A 21,217-nucleotide genomic window follows, 5' to 3' on the forward strand; every position below is an offset into this window, starting at 1 on the left:
GGCTTATGGCCAGTAACCGGCCGTACCCACCGCGCATCGCTTGAGCTAGACCTAGCGCCCTCAGGCCGTTTAGCGCTTGATACAAATCAACACAGATTCCTACAGACATCCCTAGACTCCGGAACATTGCTGCTCTTTCCGGGGACCACCCTCATGCTCGACGACCTACGTTGGGACACCGACCTGATCCGCCGCTACGATCTGGCCGGGCCACGCTACACCTCCTACCCAACCGCCGTGCAACTGCACAGCGAAGTGGGCTCGTTCGACCTGCTGCACGCCCTGCGCGAAAGCCGGCGGGCCGTGCGCCCGCTGTCGCTGTACGTGCATGTGCCGTTCTGCGCCAACATCTGCTACTACTGCGCATGCAACAAGGTCATCACCAAGGACCGGGCACGCGCTGCCCCCTACCTGCAACGCCTGGAACAGGAAATCCAGCTGGTGGCCTGCCACATGGACAGCAGGCAACGTGTGGAGCAGCTGCACTTCGGCGGCGGCACCCCGACCTTCCTGAGCCATGTAGAGCTGCGTCAGCTGATGGCCACGCTGCGCCAGCACTTCAGCCTGCTCGATGACGATTCGGGCGATTACGGCATCGAAATCGACCCGCGCGAGGCGGACTGGTCGACCATGGGCCTGCTGCGTGAGCTGGGCTTCAACCGCGTCAGCCTCGGCGTGCAGGACCTGGACCCGGCCGTGCAGCGTGCCGTCAACCGTCTGCAGAGCCTGGAGCAGACGCGCACCTTGATCGAGGCGGCTCGCACCCTGCAGTTTCGCTCGGTGAACCTGGACCTGATCTACGGGCTGCCGCGCCAGACGCCCGAAGGGTTCGCACGCACCGTTGAAGAAGTGATCCGCCTGCAGCCCGATCGCCTGTCAGTCTTCAACTACGCCCACCTGCCCGAACGGTTCATGCCGCAACGGCGCATCGAAGCCGGGGAGCTGCCCAGTGCAGCGGCCAAACTGGACATGTTGCACGCCACCATCGAGCAATTGACCGCTGCCGGCTACCGCTACATCGGCATGGACCACTTTGCCTTGCCCGATGACGAACTGGCCATTGCCCAGGAGGAAGGCACGCTCCAGCGTAACTTCCAGGGCTACACCACTCATGGGCACTGCGACCTGATCGGCCTGGGCGTGTCGGCGATCAGCCAAATCGGCGATTTGTACTGCCAGAACAGCAGCGACCTCACCACCTACCAGGACAGCCTGTCCAACGCCCAGCTCGCCACCCAGCGCGGCCTGCTGTGCACCCCCGACGACCGTCTGCGCCGGGCGGTCATCCAACAGCTGATCTGCCATTTCGAGCTGGACTTCGAGTCGATCGAACAGGCATTCGCCATCGATTTTCGTGGCTATTTCAATGACCTGTGGCCGGAGCTCTTGACCTTGCAGCGCGATGGCCTGATTCGCCTGGACGACAAGGGCATTCGGATTCTACCGGCCGGGCGACTGCTGGCCCGTTCGGTGTGCATGGTCTTCGATGCCTACCTGGCCCTGCACAATCGCCAACGGTTCTCCCGTGTGATCTGAGCGAGGCATTTGGCCGCACTCCATGCGTCCTGGCCATGCGGCTGCTGGCACACAGGCCATCGGGTGATGCGCAGCCGGGCGTGGCAAGCCAGCCTACTGGTCGCGGCCACTGGCCTACACCCTATGTCGTGGGTTACCCTTACGACTTATGTGTGCTTTCCCACAAGGATCGAGTCAAATGTCCGAGCCAGTCAAACTGCGCCCACACAGCCAGGCCCATTGCAAGGATTGCAGCCTGGCCCCCCTGTGCCTGCCCCTTTCACTCAACCTGGAAGACATGGACGCACTGGACGAAATCGTCAAGCGAGGTCGCCCTCTCAAGAAAGGCGAGTTCCTGTTCCGCCAGGGGGATAATTTTGGCTCGGTCTATGCCGTACGCTCCGGCGCTCTGAAGACGTTCAGCCTGAGCGACAGCGGTGAAGAGCAGATCACCGGTTTCCACCTGCCCAGCGAACTGGTGGGCCTCTCCGGCATGGACACCGAGGCCTACCCGGTGTCGGCCCAGGCCCAGGAAACCACGTCGGTCTGCGAAATTCCGTTCGAGCGCCTGGATGAACTGTCGGTGCAATTGCCGCAGCTGCGTCGCCAGTTGATGCGCGTGATGAGCCGCGAAATTCGCGACGATCAGCAGATGATGCTGCTGCTCTCGAAGAAAACCGCCGATGAGCGCATCGCGACGTTCCTGGTCAACCTGTCGGCGCGCTTCCGCGCCCGTGGCTATTCGGCCAACCAGTTCCGCCTGAGCATGTCGCGCAACGAGATGGGCAACTACCTGGGGCTGGCGGTGGAAACCGTGTCGCGCGTGTTCACCCGCTTCCAGCAGAATGGCCTGCTGCGCGCCGAAGGCAAGGAGGTGCATATCCTCGACCCGATCCAGCTTTGCGCGCTGGCCGGTGGCGCAATGGAGGCCTGAGGGCGGCTTTAGCAGGTATACTGGGCCGTTCGTTTTCCCAGGATACCTGCAACAATGCACAGCGACGCCTTCGACCTCAAAGCCCTGATCCGCCCGGTAGTGGACTTTCCCAAGCCGGGTGTGATCTTCCGCGACATCACCCCACTGTTCCAGTCGCCGCGCGGGCTGCGCTATGTGGCCGATCAGTTCATCGAGCGTTATGTGGAGGCCGAATTCAGCCACATCGGCGCCATGGACGCGCGTGGTTTTCTGATCGGTTCGATCATCGCCCATCAGCTGAACAAGCCCCTGATCCTGTTCCGCAAGCAAGGCAAGCTGCCCGCTGACGTGCTCAGCGAGGGGTACCAGACCGAGTACGGTGAAGCCTTCCTTGAAGTGCACGCCGACAGCCTGTGCGAGGGCGACTCGGTACTGATCTTCGACGACCTGATCGCCACCGGCGGTACGCTTCTGGCCGCCGCCAACCTGGTGCGCCGTACGGGTGCGCAGGTGTTCGAGGCGGCAGCCATCATCGACCTGCCCGAGCTGGACGGCTCGCGCCGTTTGCAAGCGGCGGGCGTACCGACCTTCTGCCTGACCGAGTTTTCCCTCAGCGAGCGTTGAGGGGTGACGCCTGGGCGGCGATGGGGTGCGGCGACACCAGGATCAGCTTCGCGGCGGAAATCCCGAGGTCACTGCACCGCAGGTCGTACCCTATCACTGCCTCAGAGCGAGATAGGGCGACGCCCTGCAAAGGCATGGGCCAGCGTGCCGCCATCTACCAACTCCAGCTCGCCGCCCAGGGGCACGCCATGGGCGATACGCGAGGCGACTAGACCCTTCTCAGCCAGCAACTGCGCAATGTAGTGCGCCGTGGCTTCACCTTCCACCGTGGGGTTGGTGGCAAGAATGACTTCGGTGAAGGTGCCCTGCTCCTGGATGCGTGCCATCAACTGTGGAATGCCGATCGCCTCCGGGCCCAGTCCGTCGAGCGGCGACAGATGCCCCTTGAGCACGAAGTAGCGGCCGCGATACCCGGCCTGCTCGACGGCATAGACATCCGTCGGGCCCTCGACCACGCACAGTTGCGTGTCGTCACGCCGTGGGTCGGCGCACTGCGGGCACAGGTCCTGTTCGGTCAGGGTGCGGCATTGGCGGCAATGTCCTACCCCTTCCATGGCCTGAGTCAGCGCCTGGGCGAGCCGCAGCCCCCCGCTGCGGTCACGCTCCAGCAATTGCAGGGCCATGCGCTGTGCCGTTTTCTGGCCAACGCCGGGCAAGATGCGCAAGCCGTCGATCAGCTGGCGGATGAGAGGACTGAAGCTCATGGGAAACGCCTGACAAGTCATTAAGAGGCGGTTTATACCCACCATGGGGTGTGGCGTCAAATCGGCACGGCGGCCATAAAAAAACCGCCGCTGTTACCAGCGACGGTTCGTGGGCGCGCAGGGGCTCAGAACGGCATCTTGAAGCCTGGCGGCAATTGCATGCCAGCCGTCATGCCGCCCATCTTTTCCTGGCTGCTCTGTTCGATCTTGCGCACGGCATCGTTCAGGGCTGCAGCGATCAGGTCTTCGAGCACTTCCTTGTCGTCTTCTTCGGTCGACATCAGGCTCTGGTCGATGCTCACGCGCTTGACGTCGTGGCGACCGGTCATCACCACGCTGACCAGACCACCGCCGGACTGGCCGGTGACTTCTGCGTTGGCCAGCTCTTCCTGCATTTTCTGCATCTTTTCCTGCATCTGCTGGGCCTGCTTCATCAGGCCGGCCATGCCACCTTTCATCATGGGGAATACCTCGATTGGGTCATGTGATGCGGCCGGGCACGGGGCTGGCCGCATGGTTATTCGTTATTGGCCCTGACTGGCCAGGGCCTCTACAGGCTCAATAGTATCGTGCCGCACCTTGGCGCCAAACAGCTTGATCATCTGCTGGATCAGCGGGTCGTGCTCGATCGACGCCTCGGCTTCATGCTGGCGCTCCAGGCGCTTGCGGGCTGCCGCCTGAGCTGGCGTTTCCTGTTCGGGCCGGATCAGCTCGATGCGCAGGTTCAAGGTACGCCCCAGGTGCTGGTTGAGCGCCTCGTTCAGGCGTCTTTGCTGGGTGGCGTTGAACAACGCGCCTTGCCCCGGGTCCAGGTGCAGGAGCCAGTCATCACCGTCGGCGGCGATCAACGTGCAGTTGGCCGCGATGTTGCCCGTCATACCAGAGACAGGCAACTGCGGGAACAATTCCAGCCATTGCAAGGCCAGCCCGGTCGCCGGCTTGGCAGCGGGCAGCGGCTCGGCGGCGGCCTGGGGCTGCTCCTGGACGTGTTCGGCCAGCTCGTCGAGGTAGCTGAAGCCCACCGGATCGCTTTCGCCAGCGTAGTAGTCTTCGTCGAGCGGCGGCTCGTCGTCGCGGTCCATGCCCACCGATGCATACGCACCCGGATCGAACGGAGGTACATCATCGTGGGTTGCAGCGGCCTGTTGGGCAGGAGCAGGGTTTGCAGCAACGGGGGCTGGAGCCGGCTGGGGCTCCTGCATGGCCGGTGCAGCAGGCGCTTCCCACGGCAGATCGATTACCGGCGCGACTGGCTCAGGCACCGAGATGGCCGTAATCTCCGCCTCGAGTTCGCGGTCACGCTCAGCTTCGGGTTCATGGTCTGCCGTTGCCGGCGCAGGCACCTCGATCACAGGCGCAGGCGTTGACGGCGCCGACGCAGCCGGCTCGCTTACCGGTTGGGCAACCGCTGCCGGGGGCGCCACCGGTTCGACGGAATCAGCTGTGGCCTGGCTGATCCCCACTGGCTTTAGCACCGGCCTCGGGGCTCCATCGGCATCGGCCGGGCGGAACGCCAGCATGCGCAGCAGTACCATCTCGAAACCACCACGCGGGTCGGGCGCCAAAGGCAAGTCACGCCGCCCTATCAGGCCCATCTGGTAATAGAACTGCACGTCCTCGGCCGGCAATGCAGCGGCCAGGGCGAGCACGCGCTCCCGGTCACCCTGGCCGTTGTCCACGGCCTCGGGCAAGGCCTGGGCAATGGCCACACGGTGCAGCACGTTGAGCATTTCGGCCAGCACCCCGGCCCAGTCCGGGCCCTGCTCGGCCAGGTTGCGCACGGCTTCGAGCAGGGCGCGTGCATCCCCTTCGAGCAATGCCTGCAGCACCCCGTACACCTGGCCATGGTCCAGGCTGCCGAGCATGGCGCGCACATCGGCGGCCAGCACCTTGCCTTCACCGAAGGCGATGGCCTGGTCGGTCAAGCTCATGGCATCGCGCATCGAGCCGTCGGCCGCGCGGCCGAGCAACCACAGCGCATCGGCCTCGAACGGCACGTTTTCGGCCTCGAGCACGTGGCTCAGGTGCTCGACCACCCGCTCCGGGCTCATGTTCTTCAACGAGAACTGAAGGCAGCGCGAAAGGATGGTCGCCGGCAGTTTCTGCGGGTCGGTGGTGGCCAGGATGAACTTGACGTAGGGCGGTGGCTCTTCCAGCGTCTTGAGCAACGCGTTGAAGGAGTGGGTCGAGAGCATGTGCACTTCGTCGATCAGGTAGACCTTGAAGCGCCCACGGCTCGGCGCGTACTGGACATTGTCCAGCAGCTCGCGGGTATCCTCGACCTTGGTGCGGCTGGCGGCGTCGATCTCGATCAGGTCGACGAAACGCCCTTCATCGATTTCGCGGCAGACCGAGCAGGTCCCGCAGGGCGTGGAGGTGATACCGGTTTCGCAGTTCAGGCATTTGGCGATGATGCGCGCGATGGTAGTCTTGCCTACACCGCGCGTGCCGGTGAACAGGTAGGCATGGTGCAGGCGCTGGTTGTCCAGCGCGTTGATCAAGGCCTTGAGCACATGGGCCTGGCCGACCATTTCGCGAAACGAGCGCGGACGCCATTTACGTGCAAGAACCTGATAACTCATCGAAAAACCATCGTAGCCTGATCGAGCGGAAGATCGCTAATGCTAGCGGAGCGGGGGCAAAATTGCACTGCCTGACTGGCCGTGCGCGACGATGGACAGCGGATCATGGAGAACCTGCGGTGCGGACCCTGCTGGCTTTGTTTCTTTTCTGGTCGGCTCACAGCCTGGCTGAACAGCCGGTACTGCGCTTTTCGGTGGCCGAGAGCTGGAGCATGCCGCTGATTCGCATCGAGAACGGCCAGCCGGTCGAAGGCCTGCTGTTCGATGTCATGGAGGCAGCTGCCAAACAAGCCGGTGCCCGACCCGAATATCATGTGATGGCTCGAATGCGCCTCGAGGAGGCGATGAACCAGGGTGATATCGATGTACGTTGCTACGTCAGCGACCAGTGGTTGATGGCGCGGCCGAAGGACTTCATCTGGAGCGTGCCGCTGATTCACCAGCGCGATGTGCTGGTAGGCCGCCTGGGCGAAGGCGGCCCGATTTCGCCACAACGGCTGTCACCCCAGCCCATCGGCACCGTTCTGGGCTACACCTACACCACGCTTGAACCCTTGCTGGCGGCACACCGGCTTTACCGGGAAGACAGCCGCAGCCAGGAGCTGGCCTTGCAGAAGTTGCAAGCGGGACGGTACCGGTATGCCGTCAGCAACCAACTGTCACTGCGGTGGTTCAACCACCAGCGCCATGCGCAATTGCAGCCACTGGCGGTGCTGGACGAGCAGGACCTGGGCTGCCTGGTCCGCAACGACCCTGACATCCCCGCCCAAGCGCTGCTGCGCGCATTGGTGCGCATCAAGCAGAGTGGGGAGATGGAGCGCTTGCTGCAACGCTACGGCAGCACCGAAGAGCCCCCACCCACCGGGACGGGCACCTGACCCCTATAGCGCCAAGGCCGTCACGTACAACCCGATACCGAATACCATGTGGTTCACCAAGCTCTTGAAGCGCGCACGCCAGGGGCTGGGCGTGCGTGAAGCAAAAAAACCCATGCCCATGGCAGGCTGCATCAGGCACATGGGCGCCAATACCGTACCTGCGCCCACGGCCAATGCCGGCCACAGGGTCGGCGCGCTCAGCCACGCGACGCCCGCCGTAGTGACCAGCAGCATCGCGAACGCCACGCCAATGGCGTAGTGCAGCGCCCAGCCCCACACCCGCTCGTGCTTGATGGGCGGGGCCTGCCGGATCGCCTGATGGCGCCAGTGCCCTTGCAGTGCATGCCCGGCCCAGCGACCTACCAAGGCGTAATCGAGCGTGGTGGCGCCCAGGCGCCTGGAGACCGCAGACCAGCCGTCCATGACCAGTGTGGCGCCGACGCCGATGCCCATTGCTGCAATCCACTGTTCGCTGTTGACCATGACGCTTCCTCTCATTTGACGTTGTTGAATACGCCGGGCAGCATGTAAGTTGAAGTCAACTTCAAGTCAAGGGCTTGTACATGGACATTGCCGATGTGGCGAGACGCACGGGCGTGCCGTCTTCCACGCTGCGTTACTACCAGAAGAAAGGCCTGCTCACGGCGCGTGGCGAGCCAGGCCAACGCCGGCAGTTCTCGGCCGACGTGGCTGAAAGGCTCGCATTGATAGCGCTGGGCCAGGCCGCCGGTTTTTCGCTGGACGAGATCAGCACCCTGCTGGTGGACCTGAAGGTCGACCGGGCGCAGCTGCTGGCCAAGGCTGATGAGCTCGACAGCCAGATCAAGACATTGCAGGCCATGAGCAAGGGCTTACGCCATGCGGCTGAGTGCCCTGCGGCCGATCACCTGGCCTGCCCGCGGTTTCGCCGGTTGATGGCAGTGGCCTCAGCACGATCAGCACATCCGAATGTAGTGCGCCGTTTGAAAAGGGCGACCCCTTCGGCAGGTAAACCTAGGCACTGAATAGGGCTAACGACATCCAGAATCGGATTCACCTGCATGCCCATGAGTGCAACGCTCAAGGCGTTTGTACTCACGTCTCGATGCACCGCGAGGCAGCATGGCATAATGATATTAATGATAGAGCGAAGCGCTGATCATTCAACATTCATTATCGACAAGGAAATCTCGATGCTGTCTCGCATCAAGCTGTTCGCTACTGTCATCAGTCTGGCTATCTTAACGGGCTGCGCCTCCGTACCCATGGAGAGCCCAGAAGCAGACGCCGCGCTAAAGACTTTTGCAGCACCGCCCGCCGACCAGGCCGGCCTCTATATCTACCGTGACAACTTCGTCGGTAAAGCCCTGAAGAAAATCGTCACTGTCGATGGCAAGATCGTGGGACAAACTGCAAACCGGGTCTACTTCTACCGCCTGGTTACCCCTGGCCCGCACAAGATCGGCACTGAGTCCGAATTCAGTGACAATGTCATCGATTTGATGGCGGTGGGCGGGAAGAATTACTACATCCGCCAATCGATCAAAGTTGGCGTTTTCGTAGGCGGTGCGAAGTTGGAGGTTGTGCCTGAAAGCGTGGGCCAGGCCCATCTGCAGAAGTGCACGTTGGCAAAATCACAGTAACCCCAGCGCCTGATGCTGCGTATGCGGTAGTGTGCGCAGCGTTATAGCCAGTGTTCGCAGTGCGGGCACTTACGAAAAAACGGCACAGTTTAGGTGACTGAGCGCTTGGCCTTGTAGAATTCAGGGCCTGAAATGGAGGCGGCCCCGCCAGCCACACCCCGGCACTCGATGTTCCCGCTATGGCTGCTCCCTTCCGGGCCTGACCAGGTTAACGGGTAATCAATGCGGGAGGACCGACAGGGCCACCACTACATGTCTCGCTGAACAGCGAGTGGCGCCATTGTACCGGTCCTGAGCCCAGATACAACCTCTGCGGCAGAAAAAGTCATCATTTCTCAATGACTTGTCTGGCTAGCGCGCGCCACACGGTCAAACACCCTAACCCGCCAGCGACCCCGGCCGCCTAGATGGACAAGTGCCGGCACTCACGCAACGGGTCAACATGGCCCCAGGGTGATCAGACCTCGATGCCCTGCTGGGCAAGAAACGCCACGAACGCCTCTTCGTCGAGCACCTTAACGCCCAGCTCGCTGGCCTTGGCCAGCTTCGACCCGGCACCCGGCCCTGCCACCACGCAGTGGGTCTTGCCAGAAACCGACCCCGCCACTTTCGCACCCAGGCCTTCGAGCTTTTCCTTGGCGATGTCGCGGCTCATGCGTTCCAGGGAGCCGGTGAGCACCCAGGTCTGGCCCGCCAGAGGCAGCCCCTCGGCCACCTTCTTCTCGCTACGCCAGTGCATGCCGAAGGCCAGCAACTGCGCTTCGATGGCGTGGGCCAGTTGCTGGTTGGCTTCATCCCTGAAGAACGCGCGTACAGCCTCTGCCTGGCGCGTATTGAGCGCCTGGCGCAGGTCGATGCCATCCGCGGCGATGATCTTGTCCAGGCTGTCCAGGCGCGCCACCAGCTTCTGCGCGCCAGTCGGCCCTACCGAGGGGATGTCGAGCTTGGCGAGCAGGTCGGCCAGGGTGGTACTGGCGGCGAATTCGGCTGCCAGCTCGCCTTCGTCCTGCAACTGCATGCCGCTGTCCAGCAACTGGCGGATGACCTTCTGGTTGTGTTCGTCTTCAAAGAAGTTGTGAATCTCATGGGCCACTTCCAGGCCGATGTCCGGCAGGTAGGTGAGCACCTGCGGCAATGCCTGTTGCACGCGTGACAGGCTGCCCAGTGAGCGGGCCAGCACCTTGGCGGTTTCTTCACCGACATCGGGAATGCCCAGGGCATAGATGAAGCGGGCAAGGGTCGGCTGCTTGCTGGCGGCGATGGCTTCGAGCAGCTTGCGGCTCGACACTTCGGCAAAACCCTCGAGGCCTACGATTTGGTCGAACGCGAGCGTGTAAAGGTCGGCTGGTGAGGCAATCAGGCCCTCGTCCACCAACTGCTCCACGCTTTTCTCACCCAGCCCGTCGATGTCCATCGCCCGGCGCGACACATAGTGAATGATCGCCTGCTTGAGCTGCGCCCCACAGGCCAGGCGGCCGACGCAGCGGTACACGGCCCCTTCGCTGGTCACTTCCCTGCCCTTGCTGCGCTTGACCAGCTGGGTGCGCTCCACGTGGGAGCCGCACACAGGGCATTGGCTGGGCACCTGCACTTCACGCGCCCCTTCCGGGCGACGCTCCAGCACCACCTGCATCACCTGCGGAATCACATCACCTGCGCGGCGGATGATGACCGTATCGCCGATGCGCAGGCCCAGGCGTGCGATTTCGTCCATGTTGTGCAACGTGGCATTGGACACCGTGACACCGGCGACCTTTACCGGCTTCAGACGGGCGACCGGGGTAACCGCGCCCGTGCGCCCCACCTGGAACTCCACGTCCAGCACCTCGGTGAGCTCCTCCATCGCCGGGAACTTATGGGCGATGGCCCAGCGCGGCTCCCGGGCACGGAAACCCAGCTCACGTTGTGCGGCCAGGCTGTTGACCTTGAACACCACGCCGTCGATCTCGTAAGGCAGGCTGTTACGCCGTTCACCGATGTCGCGGTAATAGTCCAGGCATTGCTCGATGCCGGCCGCGTGCTTGAGCTCACGACTGATCGGCAATCCCCATGCCTTGAGTTGCTCCAGCGTGGCGATATGGCTGTCGGCCACAGGCGCGGACACCTGACCGACACCGTAGCAGCAGAATTCCAGCGGGCGACTGGCAGTGATCTTGGAGTCCAGCTGACGCAGGCTGCCTGCCGCAGCATTGCGCGGGTTGGCGAACGTCTTGCCGCCAATGTCGGCCTGGGACGCATTGAGCCGGTCGAAGCCGGCCTTGCTCATGAACACCTCGCCCCGCACTTCCAGCACCGCAGGCCAGCCTTGGCCGTGCAGCTTCAAGGGAATGTTGCGCACGGTGCGCACGTTGGCGCTGATGTCCTCGCCGGTGGTGCCGTCGCCTCGCGTGGCACCCTGCACCAGATGACCGTCACGGTAGAGCAGGCTGACCGCCAGGCCATCGAGCTTGGGCTCGCAGCTGAAATCCACCGCGTCTGGCTGGTCCAGCCCCTCCGTCACGCGGCGACCGAACTCGCGCAGGTCGGCTTCTTCGAAGGCATTGCCCAGGCTGAGCATGGGAACCTCATGACGAACCTGGCTGAATGCAGCAAGGGCCGCACCACCTACCCGCTGGGTGGGCGAATCGGGCGTGACCAAGTGGGGGTGCTCGGCCTCCAGCGCCTTGAGTTCGTTGAACAGCCGGTCGTACTCGGCGTCGGGCACGCTGGGTTCGTCCAGCACATAGTAGCGGTAGTTGTGCTGGTCGAGTTCGGCACGCAGTTCGTGGATGCGGGTTTCAGCGGTCATTTTTCAGCTTCTCTTGCAAAACGAAAGAGCAGCCTGGCAGCGTCTGGAGGGCCAAGCCTGGTCATCGCCTTCTGCCTTAGGCAGCGAGCCCGCTTCACAGGTTCGACACAGACTCGAAAGACTGTGGTGAACCTGTGAAGCGGGCTCGCTTGCCGAAAGCCGATTCGATGAGCAAAAGGCCTGAGCCGACCAGCACGCCCCGAGGCTGCTCTTCGTCTGGATTTATCAGCGCTTCTGGGTCAGGGCGCGGCGCTCGAATTCCACGATGCGCTGGCGGTAGTGCTCGATGGTCTGCGCCGTCAACACGCTGCGCTGATCATCCTTGAGTTCACCGTTGAGCTCATGGGCCAGCTTGCGAGCGGCCGCCACCATCACGTCGAAGGCCTGCTTCGGATGGCGTGGGCCTGGCAGGCCGAGGAAGAAGCTCACCGCACGCGTGCTGAAATGGTCGATGTCATCCAGGTCGAAGATGCCCGGCTTGACGGCATTGGCCATGGAGAACAGCACTTCGCCGTGACCGGCCATGCTCTCGTGACGGTGGAAGATGTCCATCTCGCCGAACCGCAGGCCGCTCTCCAGAATGTTCTGCAGCAACGCCGGGCCTTTGAACCCGCCCTCGTCCCGGGAAATGACGCTGATCACCAGCACTTCCTCGGCCGGTGGCAGCTCCTTGACGCTGTTGTTGGCCGTTGCTGGGGATGGGCTACGGCCATTGTCCGCGGCGAAGTCGTCTTCCTCGTCGATCACGATATCCGCTTCGCGGGAAGGCGCGCTGAAGCCTGCGTCAACGCGTGGCGCTTCTGCAGCCGTCGGGCGTTTTGGCCACTTGCTGACCTTGGCGGGCTTGGGCTCACGCTCACGGTCGCGATCCGAGGCACTGAGCGACGGCAGATCACTTTCGTCCAGCTCAGGCTCCCTGTGGGTGTCGAGCACGCGGGGTGGGCCAAGTACTTCGGCGCCACCGCCTTCATCGTCCGCCGCATTGGCATAACTGCGGTCCAGACGGAATTTCAACTTGCCCTTGCCGCCGCGCATACGGCGCCAGCCGTCGAAAAGAATGCCGGCAATGACAATGATGCCGATAAGGATCAGCCACTCGCGCAGACCGATTTCCATGTAATCCCGTGCCTCTAATAAATATGCTGAAAACAAAGGCTTCAAAGGCCTTTAACACGTGGCGCCAAGCCTATGTTCTGACAGGCGTTTTACCCACGCAGAAAACGAGTGACATAAAGCTAGCACGACCAAAGACAACTTTACACCGTCTGTCTCACATGACAGGGGCATTTCAATGAAGATTGTGCCGTTTGACTACAGGTTTCACGCATCGACCATCGCCATTGCCGCCTCCACGTCCACGGCCACCAGGCGCGAACAGCCTGGCTCGTGCATCGTGACACCCATCAACTGGTCGGCCATTTCCATGGCGATCTTGTTGTGCGTGATGTAGATGAACTGCACGCTCTCACTCATTTCCTTCACCAGCCGGGCATACCGCCCGACGTTGGCATCGTCCAGCGGTGCGTCGACTTCATCGAGCATGCAGAACGGTGCGGGGTTCAACTTGAAGATGGCAAACACCAGCGCCAAGGCGGTCAGTGCTTTTTCGCCACCGGACAGCAGATGAATGGTGCTGTTCTTCTTGCCCGGTGGTCGCGCCATGATCGTCACCCCTGTATCGAGTAGATCTTCGCCCGTCAGTTCCAGATAAGCGCTGCCACCGCCGAAAACTTTTGGGAAAAGTGCCTGCAATCCGGCATTTATCTGATCAAAGGTATCTTTGAAGCGGTGGCGGGTTTCCTTGTCGATCTTGCGAATGACATTTTCGAGTGTGTCCAACGCTTCGACCAGGTCAGCATCCTGGGCATCGAGGTAGCGCTTGCGCTCGGACTGCTGTTCGTATTCCTCGATGGCGGCCAGGTTGATCGCGCCCAGCCGCTGGATACGGGCCTCCAGTTGCTCCAACGCCTGCTCGGTGCCGGCCTCGGTAACGTCGGGCTCGACCGTGGCGAGAACACCCTGCAAGTCGTAACCGTCGGCAAGCAACTGCTCCTGCAACGTGGTACGCCGCACTTCCAGGCCCTGACATTCCAGACGCAGTTGTTCAAGTTGACCGCGCAGCAACTGGGCCTGCTGCTCGGCCTGGGTGCGGCGCTTTTCGGCATCGCGCAGTTCGCGGTCGGCCTCGTCCATCTGCAAGCGTGCCTGGCGCATTTCTTCGTCGACACCCATGCGCCGTTCCAGCAGCTCTTCGAGCTTGAGCCGCAGTTCCTCCAACGGCGCCTCCCCCTCCTCCAGGTTCAGGCTCAACTGCTCCTGTCGCTCGCTCAGACGGGCCGCCTGCAGTTCCAGGCGTTCCAGAGCCTGACGCGTGGAGTCATGCTGGGCGCGCAACGACCCCAGGCGCACCGCCAGTTGGTGCGCATGATCCTTGTGCTGCCTGGCTTCCTGGCGAATACGGTCCAGGCCCTCACGCAGCCGGTCGCGCTGGGCCAGCAGCACTTCGCGCTGGTCGGTGTCCTGGGCCATCAGTTCGAGGGCATCCTGCAACAGCAAGCGGGCTTCGCCCAGCTGCTCATGCTCAAGGGCGCGCTGCTCGTCGAGCTCCGCCAGCTCCTCTTCCAGACGGCGGCGGCGCAGCGCGACCTGTTCGGCGCGGGCACGGTTGGCTGACAAGCTGGCCTTGAGCTCGGCCTGCAAGCGGTTTTCTTCCTGGGCGCGACGGCGTACCTGCTCGCGCTGCGCTTCCAGGTGCTGCTGCTGTTCACGCAAAGTCTGCAACTGCTGTTCAAGCTGCTGCAAGGCGATGTGCTGCTCGCGCTGACTGTGCTCGAGCCGTTCGATTTCCTGACCGCGCGCCAGCACGCCGCTCTCACCGCTACCCCCGCGGCGCACACGCAGGCTGTTTCGAGAGACCCAGTAGCCATCGCGGCTGACCAGGCTCTGCCCTTCGCCCAACCCGGCACGCAAGGCCAGGGCCTCGGCCAGGTCTTCCACGGGCCTGACCTGGCCCAGCCATGGCGCCAGGTCAACAGGACCCTGCACCCTGTCTAGCAGGCTGCCGGAAGTCGCTGCCTGGCTGGCGCAAGCCGCGAGCAGCAGGCTTACATCGCCCTGCTGCAAGCCTGCCAGGTCCAACGGTGCAAAGTCGTCCACCAGCACCGCTTGCAAATCGGCGCCCAGCACGGTTTCCACCGCAAGCTCCCACCCGGGCTCCACGCGCAGCGCTTGTGCCAGGCGGGGGCAGTCTGCCAACCCCTGCCCCTGCAACCACTCGCCCACACCAGCGCCTGGGTCCAGGGCTGCCTGTTGCAGGGCTTCCAGCGATGCCAGGCGCCCGCCCAGGCGTTGCATATCGCCCTGGGCCTGCTGCTGAGCCAGCCCAGCCTCCTGCAGCGCCTGGCGCACCGTTTCCAGGCGCTCGATAACCTGCTCTTCCTCCTGTTGCAGTGCTTCGAGCGACAACTCGCTGCTGGCCAACTGTTCAACCTGCTCCAGCATGGCTGCGTCTTGCGGGTCTTCGCCCAACTGCGCCTGCTCGTCGGTGAGTTTGCGCTGACGCTCGGCCAGTCGCTCCAGGCCGCTTTCCAACTGCTGCAAGCGCGCCTGCTGCACCTCGGCCTGGCGACGCGGTTCAGCCGAGCGACTGTTGAAGGTGTCCCATTGCTCCTGCCACCCGTGCATGCCTGACTCGGCCTCTTCCAGCACGGCAGCGCTTTCTTCGGCAGCCTCCAGGGTCAGCGCCTGCTCGGGCTCAAGCATGGCCAGTTCTTCGCCCAGGGTTGCCAGCAGCGTACGGTCATGCCCCAGGTGCGATTCGGTTTCCTGGCGCGTGCGCTCGGCTTCCTTGAAATCGTCCTGCAACTGGCGCAGGCGTTGTTGGCCGTGCTGAATGCTCTGCTCGACCCGGGCGATGTCGCCGGCCACCGAGTAGAACCGGGCCTGCACCTGGTTGAAGCGCTCGGACAGCTCATGATGACCGTCACGCAGCCGCTCGATACTGGCATCGGCATTGCGCTGCTCGGCCACCAGTGCCTCGAAGGACACATCCTGGTTACCGATCACCGACTGGCGCTGACGAACCCGTTCATCCAGCTCGCGCCAGCGCAGCGCCGCCAGGCGTGCCTTGAGCTGGCGTTCCTGCGCCTTGTATTCACGGTACTTCTCGGCCGCCTGGGCCTGGCGGTGCAGGCGTTCGAGCTGGCGTTCCAGCTCCTCGCGAAGGTCGGTCAGGCGCGCCAGGTTCTCCTGGGTCCGGCGGATGCGGTTTTCGGTTTCGCGGCGACGCTCCTTGTATTTGGAGATACCGGCCGCTTCCTCGATGAAATTACGCAGTTCCTCGGGCTTGGCTTCGATCAGCTTGGAGATCATGCCCTGTTCGATGATCGAGTAGCTGCGTGGCCCAAGGCCGGTGCCCAGGAAAATATCGGTGATGTCCCGGCGCCTGCACTTGGTGCCGTTGAGGTAGTAGCTGTTCTGGCTATCGCGGGTCACCTTGCGCCGAATCGAGATCTCGGCGTAGGCGGCATACTCGCCCACGAGCGTGGTTTCGCTGTTGTCGAACACCAGTTCGATGCTGGCCTGGCTGACTGGCTTGCGGCCGCTGGAGCCGTTGAAGATGACGTCGGTCATCGACTCGCCGCGCAGGTTCTTTGCCGAACTTTCGCCCATCACCCAGCGCACGGCGTCGATGATGTTGGACTTGCCACAGCCATTGGGGCCCACGACCGCCGCCATATTGCTCGGGAAGTTGACGGTGGTGGGGTCGACGAATGACTTGAACCCCGCCAGGCGGATGCATTTGAGGCGCATCGATCAGGGCCGGGCCAGCGCCGCCAGTACCAGTTCGCAACTGCGCTGGCCATAGGCGGTGAGTACTTCACGAATGCGCGGCAAGTCACGCAGCACCACCGCCTCGAGCAAGTGACTGAACAGGCCCAGGTAATCGACCATGTTCGCTTGACGCTGGTCCAGGGACAGGTAGTAGGCGCGGCTCATGGCGGGTTGCAGGTTCTCGACGGTTTCCTGGAGGAACGGATTGTCGGCGAAGGGATAGGCGGCACGCATTACCTCGAAGCTCTCGGCCACGAACGCCTCGATGTCACGCGCGGCGTGAGCCACCTGAAGACGCTGCTGAATGTCCAGAAACGGGCGCAGTTCGTCTTCGTTGCGCCAGCGTTGTGCAACCGCGTTGCCCAGCAGGATGTAGAACTCGCTCATGAGCGTGCACAGGCTGCGCACACTGCGCTCGTCCAGCTCGGTGACGTGGGCGCCACGGCGCGGCAATATCGCCACCAGGTGGCGGCGCTCGAGGATCAGCAGCGCTTCACGCACCGAACCCCGACTGACGTTGAGCGCCTGGGTCACCTTCTGTTCCTGGATACGCTCTGCAGGCGCCAGTTCGCCGCGGATGATGCGCTCGGCCAGGTAATCGGCGATCTGCTCGGCGAGGCTGTCCGGGGCCTTGAACGTCATGGTTTTCCTTCAAATCACTGAACGGGGCACAAGGGGGCGGATTGTAGCCTACTTGCCCCTGGGAAGCGCAGCGGTGTATCGCGGTTTATTTGACCGCCCGGACAGCTGCCGGGTCGGCGCGATCTATGCTTGGTGTAAGCACCATCAACCAGGGTGGGCCGGCCGCCGAGCAATTTCCTGACCTTTGAGTCAGAAAAACATTGACCCGCGTGACAGGTGTTGCTTAGAGTCGGCCCAACAACAATAAAACCATTGCGAGGCCATCCCCGTGATCCAGTTTCTCGTCAACCAGGAGCTGCGCAGCGAGCACGCCCTGGACCCGAACATGACCGTGCTGCAGTACCTGCGCGAACAGTTGGGCAAACCCGGCACCAAAGAGGGCTGCGCCAGCGGTGACTGTGGCGCCTGCACCGTGGTGATCGGTGAACTGACTCAGGACGACGCCGGCAACGATGCCTTGCGCTATCGCAGCCTCAATTCCTGCCTGACGTTCGTGTCCAGCCTGCACGGCAAGCAACTGATCAGCGTCGAAGGCCTCAAGCACCAAGGCCAGCTGCACAGCGTGCAACAAGCCATGGCGGACTGCCATGGATCGCAATGCGGTTTCTGCACGCCAGGTTTCGTCATGTCGTTGTTCGCCCTGCAAAAGAACAGTCAGGGTGCCGACGAGCATCAGGCCCAGGAAGCACTGGCGGGCAACCTGTGCCGCTGCACGGGCTACCGGCCCATCCTGGACGCGGCCCGGCAGAGCTGCCGGCAGCCCTGCCACGATCAGTTCGATGCCCAGCAAGCGCAGACCATCGCCCGCCTCAAGGCCATTGCACCGTCGCAGACCGGCGAGCTGAACAGTGGCGACAAACGTTGCCTGGTCCCGCTGACCGTCGCCGACCTGGCCGAGCTGTACAGCTCGCACCCCGAAGCCAGGCTGCTGGCTGGTGGTACCGACCTGGCGCTGGAAGTCACGCAAATGCACAAGACCCTGCCGGTGATGATCTACGTGGGGCATGTGGCCGAGCTCAAGCGGATCGAGCAGACCGCCACCCACCTAGAAATCGGTGCTGCCACCCCACTGACCGACTGCTACCAGGCGTTGAATGCGCAGTACCCGGACTTCGGCGCGCTGCTGCATCGCTTCGCTTCGTTGCAAATCCGCAACCAGGGCACCCTGGGCGGCAACATCGGCAACGCTTCGCCCATCGGCGACTCACCGCCCTTGTTGATCGCACTGGATGCCCAAGTGGTCCTGCGCCAGGGCGAGCGCCAGCGCACGATGCCGCTGGAAGCCTATTTCATCGACTACCGCATCACCGCCCGGCAAGACAGCGAGTTCATCGAGAAGATCCTGATACCCCTCGCCCGGCACGACTGGACGTTCCGCGCCTACAAGGTTTCCAAGCGCCTGGACGATGATATTTCGGCGGTGTGCGCAGCCTTCAATCTGAGCATCGAGCACGGTGTGGTCAACGGGGCACGCATCGCCTTTGGCGGCATGGCCGCCATCCCCAAGCGCGCCCGTGCATGCGAGGCGGCGTTACTGGGCCAGCCCTGGAACAAGGCCAGCGTGGAGCGCGCCTGCCAGGCATTGGCCGAAGACTTCACCCCGCTCAGCGACTTCCGCGCCAGCCAGCAGTACCGCCTGCTGACCGCGCAGAACCTGCTGCGCAAGTACTTCATCGAACAGCAAACGCCGCACATCGAAACCCGGGTGACCGCTTATGTCTAATCATCATGTGGCAAAAAGCCAGGCCGAAATGGCCGACCTGTTCCGCCAGGACCTGACCACCGGGGTCGGGCGCAGCGTCAAGCACGACAGCGCCGACAAGCACGTGTCCGGCGAAGCGCTGTACATCGATGACCGACTGGAATTCCCCAACCAGTTGCACGTCTACGCACGCACCGCAGACCGTGCCCACGCGCGCATCCTGCGCATCGACACCACGCCCTGCTATGCCTTCGAAGGGGTACGCATCGCGATTACCCATGAGGACATCCCCGGGCTCAAGGACATTGGACCGGTGGTGGCAGGCGACCCCTTGCTGGCCATCGACAAGGTCGAGTTCTTTGGCCAGCCGGTCCTGGCCGTGGCCGCACGTGACCTGGACACCGCACGCCGCGCCGCCATGGCAGCCATCATCGAATACGAGGACCTCGAACCGGTGCTCGATGTGGTCGAGGCGCTGCGCAAGCGGCACTTCGTGCTCGACAGCCACACCCACCAGCGCGGTGACAGCGCCGCGGCCCTGGCCAGCGCGCCGCATCGCCTGCAAGGTACCCTGCACATCGGTGGCCAGGAACACTTCTACCTGGAGACACAGATTTCCTCGGTGATGCCCACCGAGGACGGCGGCATGATCGTCTACTGCTCCACCCAGAACCCCACCGAGGTGCAGAAACTGGTGGCCGAAGTGCTTGATGTGCCCATGAACAAAGTGGTGCTGGACATGCGCCGCATGGGCGGCGGCTTTGGCGGCAAGGAAACCCAGGCCGCGAGCCCGGCCTGCCTGTGCGCCGTCATCGCCCGCCTGACCGGGCAACCGACGAAGATGCGCTTGCCGCGGGTCGAAGACATGACCATGACCGGCAAGCGACACCCCTTCTACGTCGAGTACGACGTGGGCTTCGACGACCAGGGTCGCCTGCACGGCATCAACCTGGACCTGGCCGGCAACTGTGGCTATTCCCCAGACCTGTCCGGCTCGATCGTCGACCGCGCCATGTTCCATTCCGACAACGCCTACTACCTGGGCGATGCCACCGTCCACGGGCATCGCTGCAAGACCAACACCGCGTCGAACACGGCCTACCGAGGCTTTGGCGGGCCGCAGGGCATGGTCGCCATCGAGCAGGTGATGGACCATATCGCCCGATACCTTGGCCGCGACCCGCTGGCTGTGCGCAAGGCCAACTATTACGGCAAGGACGAGCGCAACGTTACCCATTATTACCAGACCGTCGAGCACAACATGCTCGAGGAAATGACCGCCGAGCTTGAAGCCAGCAGTGATTACGCCGAACGGCGAGCGGCCATCGGTCGCTTCAATGCCGGCAGCCCGATCCTGAAAAAAGGCCTGGCGCTGACCCCGGTCAAGTTCGGCATCTCCTTCACCGCCACCTTCCTCAACCAGGCAGGGGCGCTGATCCACATCTACACCGATGGCAGTATTCACCTGAACCACGGTGGCACTGAGATGGGCCAGGGCCTGAACACCAAGGTGGCGCAGGTGGTAGCCCAGGTCTTCCAGGTGGATATCGACCGGATCCAGATCACCGCCACCAACACCGACAAGGTACCCAACACCTCCCCCACCGCTGCTTCCAGTGGGGCCGACTTGAACGGCAAGGCCGCCCAGCATGCCGCCGAGATTCTCAAGAAGCGTTTGACCGAGTTTGCCGCCAGGCATTACCAGGTCACCGAGGAAGACGTCGAGTTCCGTAATGGCCACGTGCGTGTGCGCGACCAGATCGTCAGTTTCGAGCAGTTGGTGCAGCAGGCTTATTTCGGTCAGGTGTCGCTGTCGAGCACCGGGTTCTACCGCACACCAAAGATCTTCTATGACCGCAGCCAGGCACGGGGCCGCCCCTTCTACTACTACGCCTTCGGCGCGGCCTGCGTGGAAGTGATCGTCGACACCCTGACCGGCGAGTACAAGATGTTGCGTGCCGACATCCTGCACGATGTGGGCGACTCGCTGAACCCGGCCATCGACATCGGGCAAGTCGAGGGCGGATTCATCCAGGGCATGGGCTGGCTCACCACCGAGGAGCTGGTGTGGAACGCCAAGGGCAAACTCGTGACCAATGGGCCGGCCAGCTACAAGATCCCAGCGGTGGCCGACATGCCGCTGGACATGCGGGTCAAGCTGGTGGAGAACCGCAAGAACCCAGAGGACACGGTGTTCCATTCCAAGGCGGTGGGCGAGCCGCCGTTCATGCTCGGAATTGCCGCCTGGTGCGCGATCAAGGATGCGGTGGCCAGCCTGGCCGACTACCGCGTGCAGCCGAACATAGACGCCCCTGCCACGCCAGAACGGGTGTTGTGGGGCTGCGAGCAAATGCGCAAGGCGGCTGCCGTGCAACCTGCGGTGCAGGAACTGGACGCAGTGAACAATTGAAGGT

16 protein-coding genes and 1 other RNA gene are annotated in these 21,217 nt (G+C 63.0%); 8 read left to right on the forward strand and 9 right to left on the reverse strand.

The window, feature by feature from the left end; translation table 11 throughout:
• Nucleotides 1-153 precede the first annotated feature (153 nt).
• From hemN to NMB38_RS14375, 3 genes are all read left to right on the forward strand, one after another.
• Nucleotides 154-1,536 (forward strand): oxygen-independent coproporphyrinogen III oxidase, encoded by a 1,383-nt coding sequence (gene hemN / locus NMB38_RS14365; protein ID WP_027916016.1) that lies wholly within the window; start codon nt 154-156, stop codon nt 1,534-1,536.
• A 178-nt stretch (nt 1,537-1,714) separates the two neighbouring features.
• Entirely contained in the window at nt 1,715-2,449 is a 735-nt protein-coding gene (fnrA, locus tag NMB38_RS14370; protein ID WP_027916015.1) for a Crp/Fnr family transcriptional regulator FnrA, read from the forward strand.
• Between the two features lie 54 nt (nt 2,450-2,503).
• Nucleotides 2,504-3,052, forward strand: coding sequence for an adenine phosphoribosyltransferase (locus tag NMB38_RS14375; protein ID WP_023535921.1), 549 nt, complete (start codon nt 2,504-2,506; stop codon nt 3,050-3,052).
• Nucleotides 3,053-3,153: 101 nt separating this feature from the next.
• Here the strand turns inward: NMB38_RS14375 and recR are convergent, their stop codons facing one another.
• The 3 genes from recR to dnaX form a co-directional block, all read right to left on the reverse strand.
• The gene (gene recR / locus NMB38_RS14380; protein WP_023535938.1) at nt 3,154-3,756 is read right to left on the reverse strand and encodes a recombination mediator RecR; all 603 of its coding nucleotides are present in this window, start codon (nt 3,754-3,756) and stop codon (nt 3,154-3,156) included.
• 125 nt (nt 3,757-3,881) lie between these two features.
• On the reverse strand, nt 3,882-4,217 hold the full coding sequence (locus NMB38_RS14385; RefSeq protein WP_023535908.1) for a YbaB/EbfC family nucleoid-associated protein: 336 nt from the start codon (nt 4,215-4,217) through the stop codon (nt 3,882-3,884).
• Between the two features lie 63 nt (nt 4,218-4,280).
• A complete protein-coding gene (gene dnaX, locus NMB38_RS14390; protein WP_027916014.1) occupies nt 4,281-6,338 on the reverse strand; it encodes a DNA polymerase III subunit gamma/tau in 2,058 nt (685 codons plus the stop codon).
• 119 nt (nt 6,339-6,457) lie between these two features.
• Between dnaX and NMB38_RS14395 the strand changes: the two genes are divergently transcribed.
• The gene (locus tag NMB38_RS14395; RefSeq protein WP_028687962.1) at nt 6,458-7,216 is read left to right on the forward strand and encodes a substrate-binding periplasmic protein; all 759 of its coding nucleotides are present in this window, start codon (nt 6,458-6,460) and stop codon (nt 7,214-7,216) included.
• Between the two features lie 3 nt (nt 7,217-7,219).
• Here NMB38_RS14395 and NMB38_RS14400 read toward each other — a convergent pair whose 3' ends face one another.
• Nucleotides 7,220-7,699: a DUF2938 domain-containing protein gene (locus NMB38_RS14400; protein ID WP_027916012.1), complete on the reverse strand. Its 480-nt coding sequence runs from the start codon at nt 7,697-7,699 to the stop codon at nt 7,220-7,222.
• A gap of 80 nt (nt 7,700-7,779) precedes the next feature.
• Between NMB38_RS14400 and NMB38_RS14405 the strand changes: the two genes are divergently transcribed.
• Together NMB38_RS14405 and NMB38_RS14410 are read left to right on the forward strand one after the other, a co-directional pair.
• Nucleotides 7,780-8,220: a helix-turn-helix domain-containing protein gene (locus NMB38_RS14405; RefSeq protein ID WP_049695650.1), complete on the forward strand. Its 441-nt coding sequence runs from the start codon at nt 7,780-7,782 to the stop codon at nt 8,218-8,220.
• Nucleotides 8,221-8,388: 168 nt separating this feature from the next.
• Complete coding sequence (locus NMB38_RS14410) at nt 8,389-8,838, forward strand: DUF2846 domain-containing protein (RefSeq protein ID WP_028687964.1); 450 nt, start codon at nt 8,389-8,391, stop codon at nt 8,836-8,838.
• Nucleotides 8,839-8,980: 142 nt separating this feature from the next.
• Here the strand turns inward: NMB38_RS14410 and ffs are convergent.
• The 5 genes from ffs to NMB38_RS14435 form a co-directional block, all read right to left on the reverse strand.
• An RNA gene (gene ffs, locus NMB38_RS14415) (signal recognition particle sRNA small type) lies at nt 8,981-9,077 on the reverse strand.
• Between the two features lie 218 nt (nt 9,078-9,295).
• Entirely contained in the window at nt 9,296-11,626 is a 2,331-nt protein-coding gene (gene ligA, locus NMB38_RS14420; protein WP_028687965.1) for an NAD-dependent DNA ligase LigA, read from the reverse strand.
• 225 nt (nt 11,627-11,851) lie between these two features.
• Nucleotides 11,852-12,742 carry a cell division protein ZipA gene (zipA, locus tag NMB38_RS14425; protein WP_027916009.1) on the reverse strand — a complete coding sequence of 297 codons (891 nt, stop codon included), beginning with the start codon at nt 12,740-12,742 and terminating at the stop codon, nt 11,852-11,854.
• 204 nt (nt 12,743-12,946) lie between these two features.
• Nucleotides 12,947-16,438 carry a chromosome segregation protein SMC gene (smc, locus tag NMB38_RS14430; RefSeq protein WP_027916008.1) on the reverse strand — a complete coding sequence of 1,164 codons (3,492 nt, stop codon included), beginning with the start codon at nt 16,436-16,438 and terminating at the stop codon, nt 12,947-12,949.
• 3 nt (nt 16,439-16,441) lie between these two features.
• On the reverse strand, nt 16,442-17,101 hold the full coding sequence (locus NMB38_RS14435; RefSeq protein WP_023535885.1) for a GntR family transcriptional regulator: 660 nt from the start codon (nt 17,099-17,101) through the stop codon (nt 16,442-16,444).
• Nucleotides 17,102-17,369: 268 nt separating this feature from the next.
• Between NMB38_RS14435 and xdhA the strand changes: the two genes are divergently transcribed.
• Both xdhA and xdhB read left to right on the forward strand, forming a co-directional pair.
• Entirely contained in the window at nt 17,370-18,824 is a 1,455-nt protein-coding gene (gene xdhA, locus NMB38_RS14440; RefSeq protein WP_088523291.1) for a xanthine dehydrogenase small subunit, read from the forward strand.
• On the forward strand, nt 18,817-21,213 hold the full coding sequence (gene xdhB / locus NMB38_RS14445) for a xanthine dehydrogenase molybdopterin binding subunit (protein ID WP_028687966.1): 2,397 nt from the start codon (nt 18,817-18,819) through the stop codon (nt 21,211-21,213). The genes xdhA and xdhB overlap by 8 nt, the downstream gene beginning before the upstream one ends.
• Nucleotides 21,214-21,217 lie beyond the last annotated feature (4 nt).

The organism is Pseudomonas sp. FBCC-B35 (assembly GCF_059133755.1).

Excerpts from the sequence above, each read along its gene's own strand:
- hemN (WP_027916016.1), top strand. The coding sequence starts at position 154 with ATGCTCGACGACCTACGTTGGGACACCGACCTGATCCGCCGCTACGAT.
- fnrA (WP_027916015.1), top strand. The coding sequence starts at position 1,715 with ATGTCCGAGCCAGTCAAACTGCGCCCACACAGCCAGGCCCATTGCAAG.
- NMB38_RS14375 (WP_023535921.1), top strand. The coding sequence starts at position 2,504 with ATGCACAGCGACGCCTTCGACCTCAAAGCCCTGATCCGCCCGGTAGTG.
- recR (WP_023535938.1), bottom strand. The coding sequence starts at position 3,756 with ATGAGCTTCAGTCCTCTCATCCGCCAGCTGATCGACGGCTTGCGCATC.
- NMB38_RS14385 (WP_023535908.1), bottom strand. The coding sequence starts at position 4,217 with ATGATGAAAGGTGGCATGGCCGGCCTGATGAAGCAGGCCCAGCAGATG.
- dnaX (WP_027916014.1), bottom strand. The coding sequence starts at position 6,338 with ATGAGTTATCAGGTTCTTGCACGTAAATGGCGTCCGCGCTCGTTTCGC.
- NMB38_RS14400 (WP_027916012.1), bottom strand. The coding sequence starts at position 7,699 with ATGGTCAACAGCGAACAGTGGATTGCAGCAATGGGCATCGGCGTCGGC.
- NMB38_RS14405 (WP_049695650.1), top strand. The coding sequence starts at position 7,780 with ATGGACATTGCCGATGTGGCGAGACGCACGGGCGTGCCGTCTTCCACG.
- NMB38_RS14410 (WP_028687964.1), top strand. The coding sequence starts at position 8,389 with ATGCTGTCTCGCATCAAGCTGTTCGCTACTGTCATCAGTCTGGCTATC.
- ligA (WP_028687965.1), bottom strand. The coding sequence starts at position 11,626 with ATGACCGCTGAAACCCGCATCCACGAACTGCGTGCCGAACTCGACCAG.
- zipA (WP_027916009.1), bottom strand. The coding sequence starts at position 12,742 with ATGGAAATCGGTCTGCGCGAGTGGCTGATCCTTATCGGCATCATTGTC.
- smc (WP_027916008.1), bottom strand. The coding sequence starts at position 16,438 with ATGCGCCTCAAATGCATCCGCCTGGCGGGGTTCAAGTCATTCGTCGAC.
- NMB38_RS14435 (WP_023535885.1), bottom strand. The coding sequence starts at position 17,101 with ATGACGTTCAAGGCCCCGGACAGCCTCGCCGAGCAGATCGCCGATTAC.
- xdhB (WP_028687966.1), top strand. The coding sequence starts at position 18,817 with ATGTCTAATCATCATGTGGCAAAAAGCCAGGCCGAAATGGCCGACCTG.